Genomic DNA, 19,438 nt, shown 5'->3' with positions numbered 1-19,438 from the left:
ACTTTTGCGAATGTACTTTGCAAAAGATCACAATGAAAAATATCGTTGATAATTTGAGTATAGAAAAGAATTCAAGTAATGCTTGTTTTTTAAGCGAATATTAGTATTTAAAAATTATAGATAGTGTGAAAAGCAATAAACACGGCGCTTGCCGTGTTTATTGTTAGAGATAAAATTTTATAAATTAGTCATTATCAGTGATTATTCTTCAACGCCATTAAGTAAGTCAGAAAATGCAGACAATTTATCAAGTACTATACCGTGTATTGATTTTCTTGGATAACGACCCGTTCGAGTAATTTCTCCAGCAGGTTGCGCCATTAAAATTTCAATCGCCTGATCAATATTCTCCACCGCATAAATGGCAAATTTCCCATCAGCTACGGCCTGAATAACCTCAGGCGCCAACATTAAATTAATGGTATTAGTCTTAGGGATGATAACCCCTTGCTCGCCGGTTAAACCTTTATCTTTACAGAGACGATAAAAGCCTTCAATTTTTTCATTAACGCCACCAATTGATTGCACTTCACCATGCTGATTCATCGACCCTGTTATCGCTAAGCCTTGGTTTATCGGTAAATTTGCAATAGCAGAAATTAACGCGCAAAGCTCAGCCATAGAAGCACTATCACCATCGATATGACCATAAGACTGTTCAATGGCAATATTGGCAGAAATAGTAACCGGAAATTTTTGACCATATTTATGACCCAAATAACCGGTTAAAATCAACACCCCTTTCGAGTGAATAGATTTACCTAAATCAACTTCTCGTTCAATATCAGTTACCCCTTGGCTACCGGCATATACAGTCGCTGTTATGCGTGCGGGTGTACCAAAAACGCTATCACCAATCTCTAATACTGTTAGGCCATTGATTTTACCTATTTTCTCGCCTTCAGTATCAATCAATAACTGACGTTCCTTGATTTCCTCTAGCCATGCTTCACTCATGCGGCCAGTTCGACGCTGTTTGGCGGCTAACGCCATTGTCACATGTTTACCACACAAGCCATTTGTACCATCAGATAGCTTCCACAAATAGAATGCCTCATCTAATAAATCATTAACTTGCACAATATTAGCCGATATTTTGTGTTGATGTTCGGCACGCCTAAGCGCATATTTAACCAGTTCTAATACCGCTTCATCAGTGACTTCGGGGTAATTATTACGATGGGCACGTTGACGGATTAAATTGGCGTAGTCATTTAAATTGCTCTGACTTTTCTCTAGATGACGATCAAAATCAGCCAAGACACGGAATAGCTCGGTAAATTCTTGATCATAATCTTGTAAGGTGTAATAAATTTCAGGATCACCTAATAAAATCACTTTAACGTTTAACGGTATTTTTTCAGGCTGTAGACTAAATGCGCCCGGCTGTGCGTATTCTAAATGCGGATTTTCAATCGTAATTTGCTGCGACTTTAGCGCTAGCTTCAGTCGCGCCCAAACTAAAGGTTGAGTCAACAGCTTATCCGCTTCAAGTAAGATGTAACCGCCATTAGCTTTATGCAAAGCACCCGGTCTAATTAAACGGTAACTGGTGTAACTGCCACCTTGAAAACTACCAAAATCAACATGGCCAAACAAGTTTTGAAAGGTCGGATTTTGCTCATAAATAACCGGCGCACCTTCATCCGCTTTGCGGGTTACCAGTAAATTAGGTAAAAAGCGTTCAACCATCAATTTACGCATATCTTTGTCATTCGGCGCTTCGTTACTCTCATCGACCAGCAACTCTAATACAGCATCTACGACATGAGCTTTCACTTTTGCTAAATATTTTTGTACGCCAATATTACTGGCGAATTCCGTCTCTAACTCTTTTAAAAATGGTTGAATACTTTGTGCCGCAGTTTCATGTTTTAACTTGCGTAATTTATCGGAAGCAATACGCTTCCATTGCGGTAATTCAATTAACTTTTCAGAGAGTAAATCTTCTAACTTGGCTAATAAAATATAAAAGTCAGCACGTTTGGGCTCTTTTAGTTCCGCAAACTCTTTATCATTAAGTGGCTTACCTTCGACTAATGGTGAAAAGCCAATTTCACCATTTTCTTCGAACAATACCACGTCTTCTTTTAATGCCGCTGCTTCAACTTCGGTAATGGCTTGATCATATTTTTTATTAAAGTCGCGATCGAGCGCAGCTTTTTGTCTTTGATAGCCTGGGTTATCAAAAATTTCTGGAAACAAATCCATCAACTCATCAATAAAGGTATTCATACGAGTAAGTAACTGCTTACCATCACCTGGACTAACATAAAGATTATGTGGCGAATTTGGGTCATCAAAATTGTTGATGTAGCACCATTCATCAGGTGTAGGTTCTTGACTCGCTGTTGCGGCTAACATTTGTTTTATCAGGGTTTGACGTCCCGTACCATGCTCACCCATAGCGTAAACATTAAAACCTGGTGCAGCCATCGACAACCCGAAAGTTAACGCTTCTTTAGCTCTTTCATGGCCAATAAATACTTGTTCTATTTCTGCTGTTGGTGTGGCATTGGCAAATTGTTTAACCGTTAAATCTGCGGTTAATTGACTAGGCTTAAGGCGTGCATTGGTTGACACATTTGTCATAGAAGATCTCTTGGGGGTACGATTTACATATCAACGGAAATAATACTAAACGGCTAATTTATGAGTCCGTTTAGTATAGATGCTACTTCATTAAATACAGTGTACAGCGACACCGCTATGATCAGCAAAATAATATTAAAAAACTAGTAAAAAAAAGTTAGTTTTTACGGAGTTAGACTTAAGCGATTAAAGTCTTTACCACCGCAGTTAATACAATCTATAACAACATTAGCATGGCTATAAGTAACACAATGTAAGCAGGTCTGACATTGTAATTGCCCAAACCCCACATAATCCCCCACATGGTAGCCATCTTTATGTTGAAAATCATCCATAAGTTCTGACCATTCTACTTGTGATTTATCAGTAATTTTCGCCAAATTTTCCCAGAGGCTTTCATTGAGTATATCCAAATAGACTGAATGCTTAATGTCGGCTTGATATTGCTGATAAAAATCACTGAGATCATATTTTAAGTTGGCAATAAATTGTTTAACTTTCTGCTCTGGAATTTGCTCTGCAGCAATAACGATAGCTTTAGCTTGTTCCAGGAAAGCAGCTATTGAGCGAACTTCATTGTCTTTGGTGTCCTCAAGCCATGTTTGTAACTTTTGATACACCTCTTTAACAGAAGATTGTTCTTTTTTCATATCGCCTCCGTAATCTAAAACTCAGCTTTTAGTATAATTATTAAGGCGATAAAAGCCACCATTAACCGTTTTAGTATAGGGTATAAAACAATGATAAAAGTGGCTTTCGTCGACTAACTCAACTTTATCTCGAAAAATCTGCCGCATTAACCTGCTTTAACTTGTCGCAACGGCTAGAGATAAGGTATCCTATCGGGATAATTTTTATCGCTAAAACCTAATCTTAAAATAACAAATTTTATCACTATAAATTTGCCAATAAAGCAGGTTGAAGCTCCTATTTAAGCGTGCTCGAGAAATTTTAATGGAATCCATTTACAATCCCCAATCAATTGAAGCCGATGTTCAGAAATTTTGGACTGATAACAACACCTTCAAAGCTGAAGAGTTACCAGGAAAAGAAAAGTTTTATTGCTTGGCGATGTTTCCATATCCAAGTGGCCGACTCCATATGGGCCATGTACGTAACTACAGTTTAGGTGATGTAATTTCTCGTTACCAACGCATGCAAGGCAAAAACGTTATGCAACCTATGGGTTGGGACGCTTTTGGTTTACCGGCTGAAAACGCCGCGATTAAAAATAACTCTGCGCCGGCAAAATGGACTTATGAGAATATTGATTACATGCGTAACCAATTAAAATCATTAGGCTTTGGCTACGACTGGAGTCGTGAATTAGCGACTTGTAAAAAAGATTATTACCGTTGGGAACAATGGTTCTTCACTCAGCTTTATGAAAAAGGCTTAGTGTATAAGAAAAATGCTACGGTAAACTGGGATCCTGTTGATCAAACTGTACTTGCTAATGAACAAGTTATTGACGGCCGCGGTTGGCGCTCTGGCGCGCTAGTTGAGCGTAAAGAAATTCCACAGTGGTTCATTAAAATTACTGACTACGCAGAAGAGTTAATTAACGACTTAGACCAATTAACTGATTGGCCTGAACAAGTTAAAACCATGCAACGTAATTGGATTGGTCGTTCTGAAGGCGTAGAAATGACTTTTCAAGTCGTTGACTCGGAAGAAAGCTTCGATATTTATACTACCCGTCCTGATACTTTGATGGGTGTGACTTATGTTGCATTAGCCGCGCAACATCCATTAGCGTTAGCTGCTGCAGAAAATAATGTAGAACTCGCCGAATTTATTCAAAGCTGTAAAACCAACAAATCTACTGAAGCCGACATGGCAACAATGGAGAAAAAAGGTGTTGATACTGGCTTGAAAGCTATACACCCGATTAGCGGTGATATCGTACCGGTTTGGGCCGCAAATTTTGTCCTAATGGATTACGGTTCAGGTGCCGTTATGTCAGTACCAGGACATGATCAACGTGACTGGGAATTTGCGACTAAGTACGGCTTAGAAATTAAACAGGTTATCGCCGGCACTGAAAACGATGACGTGACAAAAGCCGCCATTACTGAAAAAAATGTGCTAGTAAATTCAGGTGAATTTGACGGTTTAAGTTTTGAAGATGGCTTTAAAGCTATTTCTGATAAATTAATCAGTGAAAACAAAGGTAAAGTAACGGTAAATTACCGCTTACGTGACTGGGGTGTTTCGCGTCAACGTTATTGGGGTACGCCAATCCCAATGATGCATTTAGCCAATGGTGAATCTGTGCCAGTTCCGGCCGATCAATTACCAGTTGAGCTACCTGAAGATGTCATCATGAACGGGGTAACTTCACCGATTAAAGATAACCCTGAATGGGCAAAAACCACATACAATGGCGAAGAAGCATTCCGCGAAACAGATACCTTTGATACTTTTATGGAGTCATCATGGTATTACGCACGTTACTGCTCGCCAAACGATGATACGCAAATGTTAGATCCAGCCAAAGCCAATTACTGGTTGCCGGTTGATCAATACATTGGTGGTATTGAGCATGCAATTTTACATTTACTTTATGCGCGTTTTTTCCATAAGTTATTACGTGATGCTGGCTTAGTTACGTCGGATGAACCATTTAAAAAATTACTGTGTCAAGGCATGGTATTAGCTGACACTTACTATCGTGAAGCTGATAATGGTGGACAAGATTGGATAGCGCCAACCGATGTTGAAGTTGAACGTGATGAAAAAGGCCAAGTAACTACTGCTGTGAGTAAATTAGATGGCAAACCGGTTATTTCTGCTGGCATGAGCAAAATGTCAAAATCGAAAAACAACGGCATTGACCCTCAAGAAGTGATTAATTTATATGGCGCCGATACGGTACGACTATTTATCATGTTTACCTCACCACCTGAGCAAACATTAGAATGGTCAGATACCGGTGTAGAAGGTGCTCACCGCTTCTTAAAGCGCGTTTGGAAACTTACCTATGACTTTACTCAAGCAGCAGATGTTTCACAAGCAGCGCCAAGTATTGAAGGATTAACACTTAATTCAGCTCAAAAGTTACTCCGCCGCGAATTACATAAAACCATCGCTAAAGTCAGCGATGATATTGGCCGTCGCAACACCTTTAACACAGCTATTGCCGCGATTATGGAGTTAATGAACCATTTAGGTAAAGCAAGTATTGCAAGTATTGAAGACCGTGTAGTCATGCATGAAGCTATTCGCGCTGTCGTATTAATGCTAACCCCTATCGTGCCACATTTAAGTCATCATTTATGGAGCATGATTGGTGATGGTAACCCGGTTGAGAATACAGCATGGCCAGTAGTTGACGACAGTGCTTTAGTTGAAGATGAGAAGCTAATTATAGTGCAAGTTAACGGTAAATTACGCGCTAAAATTACCGTTTCTGCTGATGCTAGCAAAGAAGTTGTTGAAGAAATCGGTTTTAACGATGAGAATGTTAGTAAATTTATTGACGGCAAAACCGTACGTAAAGTCATTTATGTACCGGGTAAGTTGTTAAATATTGTTGCTAATTAATTTGTGCAATGACTAATGTTTACTCTTTAGTCATCATTTATAGATTAACAACATCGCAGTAACTTAACAGTGCCTAGCTAAACCTATTAGCTAGGCACTGATTAAATTTTTATCCATTAAAAAGTGAACACTTTATGAAGCAATTGGTCATTAGTCGAGTAAGCAAACTGCTATCATTTAGCTTAGTGTTAATCATGTTAACGGGTTGTGGCTTTCAACTGCGTGGTAATTATTTATTAGCGCCAGAGTTACAAACCATTGCTTTTAGCTCGGTGGACCAATATGGCGAACTTACGCGCTTAGTTAAACAGCACTTAACCATTAATGATGTTAATTTAGTGCAAAAAAGTGATGATAAAATCCCACAAATGCGCATGCTACAAGACAACTTAGACAGAAGAACACTGTCAGTTTTTCCGAATGGTCAAGTAGCAGAATACGAACTTATTTATACCGTTCGCTATCAAATTTTAATTCCCGGACAAGATATTCAAAACTTCCGCTTTGAGCTCAATCGTGATTATCAAGATGATCCTGATATCGCGCTAGCAAAAAGTCGCGAGTTATCATTAATGTTACGAGAAATGCGTAAAGAAGCCGCCAATAAAATCTTGCGTGATATGGCTAGTATTCAGCTATAGGTAATTATATGCGCATATATCATAATCAACTCGACAACACACTCAACCAAGGTTTTAAGCCAATATGGTTGGTATTTGGTGATGAGTTATGGCAAAAAAATGACGCATTAGAAAAAATAAAGCTGCACGCTAAAAAACAAGGTTTCGACGAAATAATTCGTTTTAGCATCGACGATAAGTTTGATTGGGACGAGCTGTTTCAAGAATATCAATCAATGAGCTTATTTTCGTCATTACGTATTATCGAAATAGAATTTACCTCGGGTAAAATTGGCGATAATGGCGCAAAAGGAGTAGCACAATTACTCACGCTATTACATCAAGATATCCAACTAATATTTCATGGCCCAAAACTAGACGCAGCAACGCAAAAGCGCAAATGGTTTAAATCGTTAGAGGCGGCTGGCTGCTTTGTCCCTTTATACGATATGGACGCTAAACAATTAAAGCAATGGCTGAATAATCAAGCTCGACAGTTACAATTAACATTGCAACCTGATGTTATTAATTTAATGGCGGAATTATTTGAAGGTAATTTACCTGCATTAGGCCAAGAGTTGCAAAAACTTTCTATCTTGTTCTCACAACAAGCGGTGAGTATTGAGGAAGCTGAACAACTCTTCATTAAACAAGCAAAATTCAATTCTTTTCAACTCATTGATACTTTACTAATCGGCGATCTAAAAAAGTGCTTAACTATGCTAGATCAAATGCAACATGACGGTAGTGCACTTGGCCAATTAGTTTGGGTGGTCCATAAAGAAATTAGCCAGCTTTATGCCATGTTGGAACAAATAGAGCAAGGCAACAATATTAACGATATTTTTAAGCAATATCGGATTTGGGATAAGAAAAAACCTTTATATCAACATGCTTTAAAGCACATAACCTTAAGTCATGCTGAACAAGCGTTAGCAAGGCTAGCGCAAGTTGATTTACTCAGTAAAACCAGCAGTGATTTTAACGCTTTCATTTTATTGAGTGATGTTTTCATCAGCTTATTTCACGATACTATCAGTCAAAATTTCAGTTTAGATTATGAGTACAACTAACCAAACTGCGCCAAAACTTATCGCAATACTTGGCGGTACTTTCGACCCGATTCATCTGGGACATATTTTACCAGCCCAAGAAACCGCAAAATGGCTAGGCACGCAGCAATTACATTTAATTCCTGCGCATATTCCACCCCATAAAAACAGTACCCATGCCAATGCAAAACAGCGTGCTAAGATGGTGTCTTTAGTCTGCGACAATAGCAATATATTCACCCTAGACAATCGGGAACTTGACCGTCAAAGCCCTTCCTATACTGTCGATACCTTGCATGAAATAAAAGCTGAACAACCGAGCGCAGATTTATTTTTTATTATGGGTATGGACTCGCTGTTATCTTTTACAACTTGGCATTGTTGGCAAGAAATTCTTAGCTTGTGTAACTTAGTGGTTAATATTCGTCCTGGTTACCCACTATTAACTTTGGAAGCGGCACTTGCACCAGAATTAAAATCTCGCCTTATTTATGATCTGGCAAAATTACAGCACCAAAAAACAGGGCAAATCATTCTACATGAAAGTAATCCTGTTGATATTTCTTCTACCGAAATTAGAGCAAAAATAAAAGCTAACTTACATTATTGCCAATACCTACCCAAGCCTGTTTATGACTATATAGAGCAGCACGGACTTTACAAGTAACAGCATAAGCTATCCAATAACCACTCATGAATGACCTATTTTGACTAGTTTTAATCGCTAGTCAGTGAAATAAATCAATTGTTGTGTAAAAAACCTGCAATTGACGACATTAGATGGTTAACTGACAAACAAAATAATGCTATTATCGCCGATTATTGTTAATTATAGAGATCCCACTTTGCAAAGTTCAGACCTAATTACTTTTGTTACCGAAAAAATCGAAGATATGAAAGGCCGCGATATCGTCACATTAGAGGTATCTAAAAAATCGAGTTTCACTGACTACATGTTAGTTTGCTCTGGTAACTCAAAACGCCACGTTATTTCTATTGCCCAATCACTTACTATTGAATGCCGCGCTGCTGGTATTGAAGCGTTAGGTGTTGAAGGTAATGATATCGGTGAATGGTCTTTAGTTGATTTAGGTGATGTGGTTGTTCACGTGATGACTGATGAAACTCGCGATCGTTATCAACTAGAACAACTTTGGGAATAATCTAAACAACAATGCGCATTACCTTATATGCCGTTGGTAATAAAATGCCAGCTTGGGTTAGCCAAGGATTTAGCGAATATTGCCGTAGATTTCCTCGTGACATGAGTTTCCATCTAGTGGAGATTTCCCCAGGAAAACGTGGTAAAAATGCCGATATTGCTCGCATTCTAGAAAAAGAAGGCGAGCAAATGTTAGCCGCTATTCCAAAAGGTAATCGCATTGTTACGTTAGAGGTGGAAGGCAAGCCTTGGACGACACCTGAACTTGCCAAACAACTTGATCGTTGGCATGTTGATAGTCGAGACGTAGCTCTGCTTGTTGGTGGCCCTGAAGGTTTAGCGCCCGCTTGTATTGAAGCATCTGAACAAAAGTGGTCGTTATCTCCGCTGACATTACCACACCCAATGGTTAGAATTGTCGTGGCTGAAAGCCTATATCGTGCTTGGTCAATCAACAATAATCATCCATATCATCGAGAATAAATAATGGCCCCCAAAAAACGCGTTGCCATTAGAAATCATAGCGCTGAAGCCAATTTATTTGCACGCCGTACTTTCATCACTTTTATTGCCGTCATCATACTTGCCTTGGTGTTGTTTAGTAATATTTATAACCTTGAAGTTAACTCATATCAGAAATACCAAACACGCTCAAATTCCAATCGTATTAAACTTTTACCCGTTGCGCCCAATAGAGGCTTAATCTACGATCGAAATGGTGTTTTATTGGCGGACAACACGCCAGTTTACAGTTTAGAAGTGATCCCTGAACAAGTGACTGATATTAAAAATAGCTTAGCTGAGGTTAGCCAACTATTAGATATAAGTCAGGAAAAACAAGACGAACTACTAAAAGCGGTCAAAAGTAAACGCCGTTTTAAGCCCATTGAGCTTTACTCTCGTTTAAGCGAGCAGCAAATTTCTTTATTTTCAGTCAATCAACATAAATTTCCTGGTTTTTTTATCGATGCACGTTTAAAACGTTATTATCCCTTTGCAGATTTAACCACTCATTCGCTTGGCTACGTCGCACGTATTAACGGCCGAGATTCTCTCGCGCTTGAAAAGCAAGGCTTAGCTGAAAACTACGCCGCTACCCGCAATATTGGCAAGTTAGGCTTAGAAAAGTATTATCAAGATATTTTACACGGCACTATTGGTCACCAAGAAGTTGAAATAAATAACTTAGGTCGGATCATACGTACTTTAGATTTTACGCCACCAATCCCAGGCAAAGATCTAACGCTGACCTTAGACATTGAATTACAAATGATAGCAAAACGGGCACTTTCGGGTAAACGTGGTGCGGTTGTTGCCATTGATCCAAGAGACGGTGGCGTGCTCGCCATGTACTCTAACCCGAGTTTTGATGGCAACCTGTTTGTTCACGGTATCAGCAGTAAAAAATATAAAAAACTTTTAGCACCTGAAAGTAATAAGCCGCTGCTTAATCGCGCAGTACAAGGTTACCCGCCCGCTTCAACCATTAAACCCTTATTAGCATTAACCGGTTTAGATGCTGGAGTCATCACGCCAGAAACAGAAATTTATGATCCCGGGTTTTATCAACTTCCCGGCATAGAAACCAAACGTCGCGACTGGAAAAAGTGGGGTCATGGTAAAGTCGACTTGAATAAGTCCTTGGAACAATCTTGTAATGTTTATTACTACGACTTAGCCTACAAGCTTGGCATTACCCGCATTAGTCAAATGATGATGAAATTCGGCTTTGGTGAGTATACCGGCATTGATTTACATGAAGAAAGCCGTGCAATTATGCCCAGTATCGAATGGAAAAGAGCCCGTTATAATAAAGGTTGGTATACTGGTGAAACCTTATCAGTGGGTATTGGCCAAAGTTACTGGTCTGTAACCCCCTTACAATTATCACAAGCCATATCCATATTGGTCAACAAGGGGGAAATTAAAGTACCACACTTATTAAAATCCACCAGTGAAGTTGTTGCACACGACAAAGATACTAATGCGCAACAGCCGCTGGTTACTGAGTATATTGTTGATCAAAAACCGCCAATTATTCTGAACAATAAAAAAAGTTGGGATGTTGTTTTAGACGGTTTACATAATACCGTACAAAAATTTGGTGCTACCGGTTATAACGCATTCAAAGGCACTAAATATGACGCTGCAGGTAAAACTGGCTCAGCACAAACCGCCAATATCGAGCAAGGTGAGGAATACGACGCCAGCAAAGTTAAAGAAAGCAAACGAGATAATGCGATGTTTATTGCTTTCGCGCCATATGAAAACCCTGAAATAGTGGTAGCTGTTGCCATTGAAAATGTTGCCGAAGGCGGCGGTGGTGCAAATGCAGCACCTGTAGCGCGCCAGATTATGGATCAGTATTTTGGCGATCGTGAAATCGTCAGCAAAAATCCACGTAAACATCCAAATCATGACAATGTGTATCAACAAAACATTAAAAATAAAGCAGGTGAGCCCTAGTGCGCAGTACCGGACATGACCAACATAGGCAGCGAACTTTATGGCAGCGCTTACATATTGATCTACCGCTATTAATAGGTATTCTGGCCTTAATGACCCTAGGGTTATTTGTTGTTTATAGTGCAGGAGGACAAGAATCTGCTGTACTGATACGACATGCCAAACGTGTTGGTTTAGCGCTCTTTGTTATGTTTATTGTCGCGCAAATCCCGCCCTTGTCTTATCGAAAATGGGCTGTACCTGTGTTCATTGTTGGCTTAATGTTATTAACTGCCGTACTACTTTTTGGCCATGTTGGTAAAGGTGCCCAACGTTGGTTAGATCTTGGCGTAACTAAATTTCAACCCTCTGAAATTATGAAACTTGTTATGCCAATAATGATCGCTTGGTATGTCAGTCAATACGATTTACCGATTAGAATCTCTAAAATTATTATCGCTTTTATTTTAGTATTAATACCCACTTTATTGATTGCCAGACAGCCTGATTTAGGTACTTCGTTACTGATTGCAAGTTCTGGTATTTTTGTTATATTTCTTGCTGGTGCTAGTTGGAAACTCATCGGAGCCTGTGTTGGATTAGCGTCAGCTTTTGCCCCAGTTTTGTGGATGTTTTTGATGAAACCTTACCAAAAACAGCGGGTCCTGACATTTTTAGATCCTGAACAAGATCCGCTTGGCTCAGGCTATCATATTATTCAGTCTAAAATTGCTATTGGTTCTGGCGGCATTCACGGTAAAGGCTGGCTGCAAGGTACCCAATCGCAACTAGAGTTTTTACCTGAGCGTCATACAGATTTTATTTTCGCCGTATTTAGTGAAGAATTTGGCTTAATTGGTGTTGGTTTATTATTAACCGTATATTTAGCGATAGTTGTGCGCGGCTTATGGATTGCAGTTAATGCTCAACATGCGTTTACCAAACTATTAGCCGGTAGTTTAACGCTAACATTTTTTGTTTATATTTTTGTTAATATCGGCATGGTATCCGGTTTATTACCAGTGGTCGGCGTACCGTTACCTTTAGTTAGTTATGGTGGCACATCAATGGTGACATTGATGGCAGGTTTTGGCATGCTAATGGCAATAAGTACGCATAGACGCTTTAATATCTAATAAAAAAATTAACTAATAAACCATTTATAAAATAAAAGGGTCAACTGGTATTTCATGGCGAAACTAAACATACCCCAAAGTATCTATCTCTGGTTACTATTGATAATGGTTTCGGCCTGTAGTACTAACCATGGCCGCTACCAACAAAAACATGACAGTATTCCAACGCGCTTACCAAACGCCAGTGAACTTCATAATGCAACACCGCGAGCTGAAGCGCATAGCCGAGGTGGCAACAAGCATTACCAAGTATTTGGCAAGCATTATCAAGTATTAGAAACTGCAGAAAACTTTAGCCAAACCGGCACTGCCTCTTGGTATGGCCGAAAGTTTCATGGCCATTTAACCTCTAATGGCGAAATTTACGATATGTACGCCATGAGCGCCGCCCATAAAAACTTGCCTTTACCTACTTATTTGAAGGTAGTTAACAATAGTAATGGTAAATCCGTTATTGTTAGGGTCAATGATCGAGGACCATTTCACCAAAGCCGCATTATCGATTTGTCTTACAGCGCAGCCTATAAACTTGATATGTTAAAAACGGGCACGGCTAACGTCACTATTTCGGCCATTAATGACTTTTCTCCCGCTGGTTTAGCACAACTTCAAGACAATACTCCGCGCTTAAACGATAATGCAGCACAAATAACACCTTTACCAATAGCACCGGTCTCAACAGTTACACAAGTAATAGCAACAGAAAAAAATATAGCTAAAACATCAATATCACCTGTTAAATCCCCCTTAAAAGCGCAGTACATTCAGGTATTCGCTAGCAAAAGTCATACGCAAGCGACTAAACTTGCCAAGATATTATCTAAGCAACATCAAAGTGGCACACAAATAGAAGAAATAAATGGAATTTTTCGTGTGCTTGTAGGTCCGATAGAAAGCAATGATGAAGTAAAGCAATTATTATTAGTGATTAAAGACAATGGTCACCCTAAAGCTTTTATTCGTAAATAAAATTTAAACCTTATAAAACATGTTTATTTTCTGTTAGCAATTAAGTTTTGCCCATTAATTTTAGCGATATAATGATTTCACCGCTAGATGAGGTGTACAAATATTCAGCGAAATACATCAAGGTTAACAAATTGATGTTAGAGCTCATTAGAATTAAAATTGAATAATGTTATACTCCATCAAATATTTATAATTTCCATTAATCGATAGTGCTGTAGGACAATTATGCCCCAACTCAAAGTTACTCAAGTACCTAAAAAATCAATAAAGTTATTAACTTTTTTAGGCTCTGTATTATTAAGCGTTTGCTCTCTTTCTCATGCTCAAACTATTATTCCATCAGCTCCAGAAGTAAATGCTAAAGGTCACATTTTAATTGATTACGCGACAGGTAAGGTTATCGCTGAAAGTAATGCCGATATTTTACTAGCACCAGCAAGTTTAACCAAAATGATGACTAGTTACATCATAGGTAAAGAATTAGCTAGTGGTAACATCAATAATGATGACCCTGTGAGAATTAGCGAAAAAGCTTGGGCGAAAAATTTCCCTGAGTCCTCAAAAATGTTTATTGAAGTTGGCACAGAAGTACCGGTAAGCTTACTAAACCAAGGTATTATCGTTGCATCAGGAAATGACGCTTGTGTCGCTATGGCAGAGCATATTGCCGGTAGTGAAGGCGCATTTGCCCAGTTAATGAATGCTCACGCTGAGCAATTAGGCATGTACAGTAGTTTTTTTGAAAATAGCCACGGTTTAGACAGTAAAGAGCACAAAACTACTGCTCGCGATATGGCGACATTAGCTATTGCTCTTATTCGCGATGTGCCAGAAGAATATAAACTCTATAGGCAAAAGTCTTTTACTTATAATAATATTAAGCAATATAACCGCAATAGCTTATTGTGGGATAAAAGCATGAATGTTGACGGATTAAAAACCGGCCACACATCTCAAGCGGGTTATAGTTTAGTCACTTCGGCCACTAAGGGCGACATGCGTTTAGTCAGTGTGGTTATGGGTACAGACAGCGAACGTGCACGTAAAGTAGAGAGCAAAAAATTACTAAACTACGGTTTTCGCTTTTACGAAACTTACACACCATATAAAGCCGGTGAAAAATTTGTTAGTGACCGTGTTTGGATGGGCGATCGCAAAGAAGTTGATTTAGGTATTATGGTTAATACGCCAATTACCATTCCTCGAGGTCAACGTAAAAACTTACAAGCTAATTTTGAATTAGACAAACAATTAACAGCGCCACTGCAAAAAGGTGAAGTTGTAGGTAAGTTATTTTTGCAACTTGACGGTGAAGATATTGCCCAATACCCATTGGTTACACTCCAAGAAGTTAATGAAGGCAGCATGTTCAATAAATTAATGGACTATGTAAAACTTCAGTTTGCTAATTAATATTAATCAATGTTTGCTTGATTAATATTAATTGCTATCAAAAACTCAGCCTAGGCTGAGTTTTTATGTTTTAGCGGCGGCTACTTAATAAATATAATCACGACTATCCATTGATATTAGATAATATCCCCCTCACTTATACTCAATAAAGATAAGCAAATTAGCGGCTATGGGTCACATTCGTAACAAATAGTGTTAAAATATCGCCAATTTGCACATGTAGACAAATGAATTACCACTAAATGGCTTGGTTTATAAGCATTTATCCAATATTCCAGACATTTTAAAACACCTAACATAGCGTTGTTTTACCGATTGAAGAGAAAAGAAATGAATACTAAGTTTGATGAATTACTAGATTTCCCCACCGTACTTAACTTTAAAGTTATGGGTATCGCGTGTGACGAACTGCCAGATCTTGTTGTCGGTGAATTACAAAAACACACGCCAGGTGACTATGCACCAAAAATCAAACAAAGCTCAAAAGGTAATTATCACTCAATTGCCGTGGCTGTTACCGTGACAAGTAAAGAACATATAGAAACAATATATAAAACCTTGAACGCCATTGAACAAGTGCGCTACGTACTTTGATGCTATTCGGTTTTTACGGTGTATTCCAGTTATTATTTGGATATAATAAACACTACAGAATTTATAGAGATATACATTGAAAAACACTTTGATTATTCGGCAACTAAATAACCTCGACTACGTCGATGTTTGGCATGCTATGCAGAACTTCACCGATAATCGAGACGACAATACCGCTGACGAACTTTGGCTGGTAGAGCACCCACCAGTGTTTACCCAAGGGCAAGCAGGTAAAGACGAGCACCTTTTGATGCCTGGTGATATTCCAGTAGTGAAAGTAGATAGGGGTGGACAAGTCACCTATCACGGTCCCGGTCAACAAGTTATCTACTTTATGATCAATCTACGCCGCAGAAAAATGGGCATTAGACAGTTGGTCACATTGATAGAGAACGGTATCGTAGCATCGATGGCTGATTTTGGCATCAATGCAAAAGCAAAGCCGGATGCTCCGGGTGTTTATGTTGACGATAAAAAAATTGCCTCTTTGGGACTACGCGTGCGCAAAGGTTGCTCTTTTCATGGTTTAGCATTAAACGTAAATATGGATCTATCACCATTTCTACGCATTAACCCTTGCGGTTACCAAGGCTTAGAAATGATACAAACAATCGATTTACAGGGCCCTGCCACAGTAGATCAAGCGGGTGAATCACTGGTTAAACACCTTAGTGAATTATTAGACACTCAGCATTTATCTTATCAAACGGGATTGGAAACAGTACATGACCACTAAATCATCACGCATTACCCCAGGCACTAAATTACGCGATGCCGAAAAAATGGCCCATATTCCTATTAAGGTTGTGACTTCTGAGCGCGAAACCATGCTGAGAAAACCTAATTGGTTACGTATTAAATTGCCAAAAAGCTCAGAGCGTATTGATAGTATAAAAGCCGCACTACGTAAGCATAATTTGCATTCTGTTTGTGAAGAAGCGTCATGCCCAAATTTATCTGAATGTTTTAACCACGGCACCGCAACCTTTATGATTTTAGGCGACATTTGCACTCGTCGTTGCCCATTTTGTGATGTTGGCCATGGTCGCCCACTTGCTGCAGATAAAGAAGAACCGCGTAAATTAGCCTTAACGCTAAAAGACATGAAATTAAAATATGTAGTTATCACCTCAGTAGATCGTGATGACTTACGTGATGGCGGCGCACAACAATTTGTTGATTGTATTACAGAGATTGCCGAGCATTCTCCACATACAAAAGTAGAAATTTTAGTGCCGGATTTCCGTGGTCGCATGGATCGTGCTTTAGAGATTTTAAATACGCATCCACCTGGTGTATTCAATCATAATCTAGAAACTGCTCCGCGTTTATATACCAAAGCTCGCCCTGGCGCTAATTACCAATGGTCTTTAGATTTATTGAAAAAATTTGGTGAAGCAAATCCAAACGTACCCACTAAATCGGGTTTAATGGTTGGTTTAGGTGAAACTAATGAAGAAATTCTACAAGTAATGCGCGATTTGCGTGCTCACGGCGTTACTATGTTAACCATTGGACAATACTTGCAACCAAGTAAACATCATTTGCCAGTTGAACGTTACGTTCATCCTGACGACTTTGATATGTTTAAACGTGAAGCGGATAAAATGGGCTTTGATCACGCTGCCTGTGGTCCTCTTGTGCGTTCAAGCTACCATGCAGATAAACAAGCTGCGGGTGAAGAAGTAAAGTAATACTCACTAGCGCATTAATAATCCCCACAAAGCTAGAAGCTAACACTTCTAGCTTTTTTATTATCTTCATTACCAGTAACCTAGATAATTCTGCTTCATTAAACCACCTCCCTTTTAACGACCACCTTTGTCTATAAAACGACGACTCTTTTTCGTGACGAATCAACCTCCCCTAGATGATCTGCTATATACCTTATCCTGAGATCAGGTTAAGTATTTATTACCAATTTAGTAAATTAAAAACTTAATGATTGGTATTATTAAACTAAACTTCAAAAAACATATAGACATCTAAACGTCTAGGTGATATCTTCTAAAAATCACCAACATAGACGTCTAAACGTCCTGTTGATTTATTAAATAACTTTTAACAACGCAAATTACATGGGTAAAAGAGGAAGAAAATGAGCATCGAAAAAATAACGTTAGGCGCTGGCTGCTTTTGGTGTGTCGAAAATATTTTTGCCCGCATTAAAGGTGTTGTGTCTGTAACCAGTGGTTATGCTGATGGCGATATTATAAACCCAAGTTATGAGCAAGTGTGCAGCGGTGATAGTCATCATGCAGAAGTCGTTCAAATAACCTTTAACCCAGCGCAATTGAGTGTCGAGCAGTTATTAACGGTATTTTTTGCTATTCATGATCCAACAACACTGAACCGACAAGGTGATGATATCGGTAGCCAATATCGCTCAACAATCTTATTTCACAACTTGGCGCAACAAGAAATAGCCGAAACTAAAATTGCTCAACTACATGATCAGCAATGTTTTGAGAACCCAATAGTCACATTGATTAAAGCGGAAAATAATTTTTATAGTGCTGAAGATTACCATCAAGATTATGTAACCAATAACCCAGAAAATAAGTATTGTCAGCTAGTGGTAGCGAAGAAAATTCAAAAGTTTCTAAGCGAGTTTGCCCATTTATTAAAAGATGAAAACTTAATGGATGAAGCGAGTTAATTAATATGATGTAGGCCTACACGCAAAGCCGCAATTTTATTTGCCTGCTGTTTTGCTGCCGTTTCCTTGTAGGTTTTGTATTGGTTTTAGCTAATCGTATTAACTAAGCAAAATTTTTACTCTGCTACCAGCGAATTTGACGGCATGAATGCCGACCTACAATCACAACGCCAACAATTAAAAACCATCAGGGCTTTGTAACTGCCAGCTCTTTTGTAGGTTGGGCTTCAGCCCATCGCTCTATGAATATATAAACACCACACATGACGGCATAAATGCCGACCTACCATAACAACGCCAACGATTAAAAACCATTAGGGCTTTGTAACTGCCAGCTCTTTGCAGCTCTTTTGTAGGTTGGGCTTCAGCCCATCGCTCTATTGAATATATAAACACCACACATGACGGCATAAATGCCGACCTATCATAACAACGCCAACGATTAAAAACCATCAGGGCTTTGTAACTGCCAGCTCTTTGCAGCTCTTTTGTAGGTTGGGCTTCAGCCCATCGCTCTATGAATATATAAACACCACACATGACGGCATAAATGCCGACCTACCATAACAACGCCAACGATTAAAAACCATTAGGTTTTTTTAACTGCCAGCTCTTTTGTAGGTTGGGCTTCAGCCCATCGCTCTATGGATATATAAACACCACACATGACGGCATAAATGCCGACCTACCATAACAACGCCAACGATTAAAAACCATCAGGTTTTTTTAACTGCCAGCTCTTTGCAGCTCTTTTGTAGGTTGGGCTTCAGCCCATCGCTCTATTGAACATATAAACACCACACATGACGGCATAAATGCCGACCTACCATAACAACGCCAACAATTAAAAACCATCAGGGCTTTTTAACTGCCAGCTCTTGCAGCTCTTTTGTAGGTTGGGCTTCAGCCCATCGCTCTATGGATATATAAACACCACACATGACGGCATGAATGCCGACCTACAATCACAACGCCAACGATTAAAAACCATCAGGGCTTTGTAACTGCCAGCTCTTTTGTAGGTTGGGCTTCAGCCCATCGCTCTATGGATATATAAACACCACACATGACGGCATAAATGCCGACCTACCATAACAACGCCAACGATTAAAAACCATCAGGGCTTTTTAACTGCCAGCTCTTTCCAACTCTTTTGTAGGTTGGGCTTCAGCCCATCGCTCTATTGAATATATAAACACCACACATGACGGCATAAATGCCAACCTACAACGATATAGTACCGATGCAGC

16 protein-coding genes are annotated in these 19,438 nt (G+C 39.2%); 14 read left to right on the top strand and 2 right to left on the bottom strand.

Going from position 1 to position 19,438, the window contains the following annotated elements; translation table 11 throughout:
- Window positions 1-201 precede the first annotated feature (201 nt).
- The gene (locus tag B5D82_RS02320; RefSeq protein WP_081148904.1) at window positions 202-2,592 is read right to left on the bottom strand and encodes an ATP-binding protein; all 2,391 of its coding nucleotides are present in this window, start codon (window positions 2,590-2,592) and stop codon (window positions 202-204) included.
- Between the two features lie 164 nt (window positions 2,593-2,756).
- Window positions 2,757-3,242, bottom strand: coding sequence for a zinc ribbon-containing protein (locus B5D82_RS02315; RefSeq protein WP_081148902.1), 486 nt, complete (start codon window positions 3,240-3,242; stop codon window positions 2,757-2,759).
- 304 nt (window positions 3,243-3,546) lie between these two features.
- On the opposite strand from B5D82_RS02315, the gene leuS reads away from it, so the two are divergent.
- The 14 genes from leuS to msrA all read left to right on the top strand — a co-directional run bounded on the left by leuS (window position 3,547) and on the right by msrA (window position 18,188).
- The gene (leuS, locus tag B5D82_RS02310; protein ID WP_081148901.1) at window positions 3,547-6,138 is read left to right on the top strand and encodes a leucine--tRNA ligase; all 2,592 of its coding nucleotides are present in this window, start codon (window positions 3,547-3,549) and stop codon (window positions 6,136-6,138) included.
- A gap of 134 nt (window positions 6,139-6,272) precedes the next feature.
- Window positions 6,273-6,779 carry an LPS-assembly lipoprotein LptE gene (locus tag B5D82_RS02305; RefSeq protein ID WP_081148899.1) on the top strand — a complete coding sequence of 169 codons (507 nt, stop codon included), beginning with the start codon at window positions 6,273-6,275 and terminating at the stop codon, window positions 6,777-6,779.
- Between the two features lie 8 nt (window positions 6,780-6,787).
- Window positions 6,788-7,831, top strand: a complete 1,044-nt coding sequence (gene holA / locus B5D82_RS02300; RefSeq protein WP_081148898.1) for a DNA polymerase III subunit delta — start codon at window positions 6,788-6,790, stop codon at window positions 7,829-7,831.
- Window positions 7,818-8,477, top strand: coding sequence for a nicotinate-nucleotide adenylyltransferase (gene nadD, locus B5D82_RS02295; RefSeq protein ID WP_081148896.1), 660 nt, complete (start codon window positions 7,818-7,820; stop codon window positions 8,475-8,477). The genes holA and nadD overlap by 14 nt, the downstream gene beginning before the upstream one ends.
- A 178-nt stretch (window positions 8,478-8,655) precedes the next feature.
- Window positions 8,656-8,973 carry a ribosome silencing factor gene (rsfS, locus tag B5D82_RS02290; RefSeq protein ID WP_081154248.1) on the top strand — a complete coding sequence of 106 codons (318 nt, stop codon included), beginning with the start codon at window positions 8,656-8,658 and terminating at the stop codon, window positions 8,971-8,973.
- An 11-nt stretch (window positions 8,974-8,984) separates the two neighbouring features.
- Window positions 8,985-9,455, top strand: a complete 471-nt coding sequence (rlmH, locus tag B5D82_RS02285; RefSeq protein ID WP_081148895.1) for a 23S rRNA (pseudouridine(1915)-N(3))-methyltransferase RlmH — start codon at window positions 8,985-8,987, stop codon at window positions 9,453-9,455.
- A 3-nt stretch (window positions 9,456-9,458) separates the two neighbouring features.
- Window positions 9,459-11,438 (top strand): penicillin-binding protein 2, encoded by a 1,980-nt coding sequence (gene mrdA / locus B5D82_RS02280; RefSeq protein ID WP_081148894.1) that lies wholly within the window; start codon window positions 9,459-9,461, stop codon window positions 11,436-11,438.
- Window positions 11,438-12,553, top strand: a complete 1,116-nt coding sequence (gene rodA / locus B5D82_RS02275) for a rod shape-determining protein RodA (protein ID WP_081148892.1) — start codon at window positions 11,438-11,440, stop codon at window positions 12,551-12,553. Before mrdA ends, rodA begins: the two co-directional genes overlap by 1 nt.
- A 54-nt stretch (window positions 12,554-12,607) precedes the next feature.
- Complete coding sequence (locus tag B5D82_RS02270; RefSeq protein WP_081148891.1) at window positions 12,608-13,522, top strand: septal ring lytic transglycosylase RlpA family protein; 915 nt, start codon at window positions 12,608-12,610, stop codon at window positions 13,520-13,522.
- Window positions 13,523-13,747: 225 nt separating this feature from the next.
- Window positions 13,748-14,935: a serine hydrolase gene (locus B5D82_RS02265; RefSeq protein WP_081148889.1), complete on the top strand. Its 1,188-nt coding sequence runs from the start codon at window positions 13,748-13,750 to the stop codon at window positions 14,933-14,935.
- A 330-nt stretch (window positions 14,936-15,265) separates the two neighbouring features.
- Window positions 15,266-15,529, top strand: coding sequence for a DUF493 family protein YbeD (gene ybeD / locus B5D82_RS02260; protein WP_081148888.1), 264 nt, complete (start codon window positions 15,266-15,268; stop codon window positions 15,527-15,529).
- Window positions 15,530-15,668: 139 nt separating this feature from the next.
- Window positions 15,669-16,265, top strand: a complete 597-nt coding sequence (gene lipB, locus B5D82_RS02255) for a lipoyl(octanoyl) transferase LipB (protein ID WP_231295837.1) — start codon at window positions 15,669-15,671, stop codon at window positions 16,263-16,265.
- Window positions 16,255-17,223 (top strand): lipoyl synthase, encoded by a 969-nt coding sequence (lipA, locus tag B5D82_RS02250; RefSeq protein WP_081148885.1) that lies wholly within the window; start codon window positions 16,255-16,257, stop codon window positions 17,221-17,223. The genes lipB and lipA overlap by 11 nt, the downstream gene beginning before the upstream one ends.
- A gap of 404 nt (window positions 17,224-17,627) precedes the next feature.
- The gene (msrA, locus tag B5D82_RS02245) at window positions 17,628-18,188 is read left to right on the top strand and encodes a peptide-methionine (S)-S-oxide reductase MsrA (RefSeq protein ID WP_081148883.1); all 561 of its coding nucleotides are present in this window, start codon (window positions 17,628-17,630) and stop codon (window positions 18,186-18,188) included.
- Window positions 18,189-19,438 lie beyond the last annotated feature (1,250 nt).

The organism is Cognaticolwellia beringensis (genome assembly GCF_002076895.1).
Taxonomy (GTDB): domain Bacteria; phylum Pseudomonadota; class Gammaproteobacteria; order Enterobacterales; family Alteromonadaceae; genus Cognaticolwellia; species Cognaticolwellia beringensis.
Note: the sequence above shows the minus strand (reverse complement) of the source record. Positions and strands in the feature narration are given on the sequence as shown.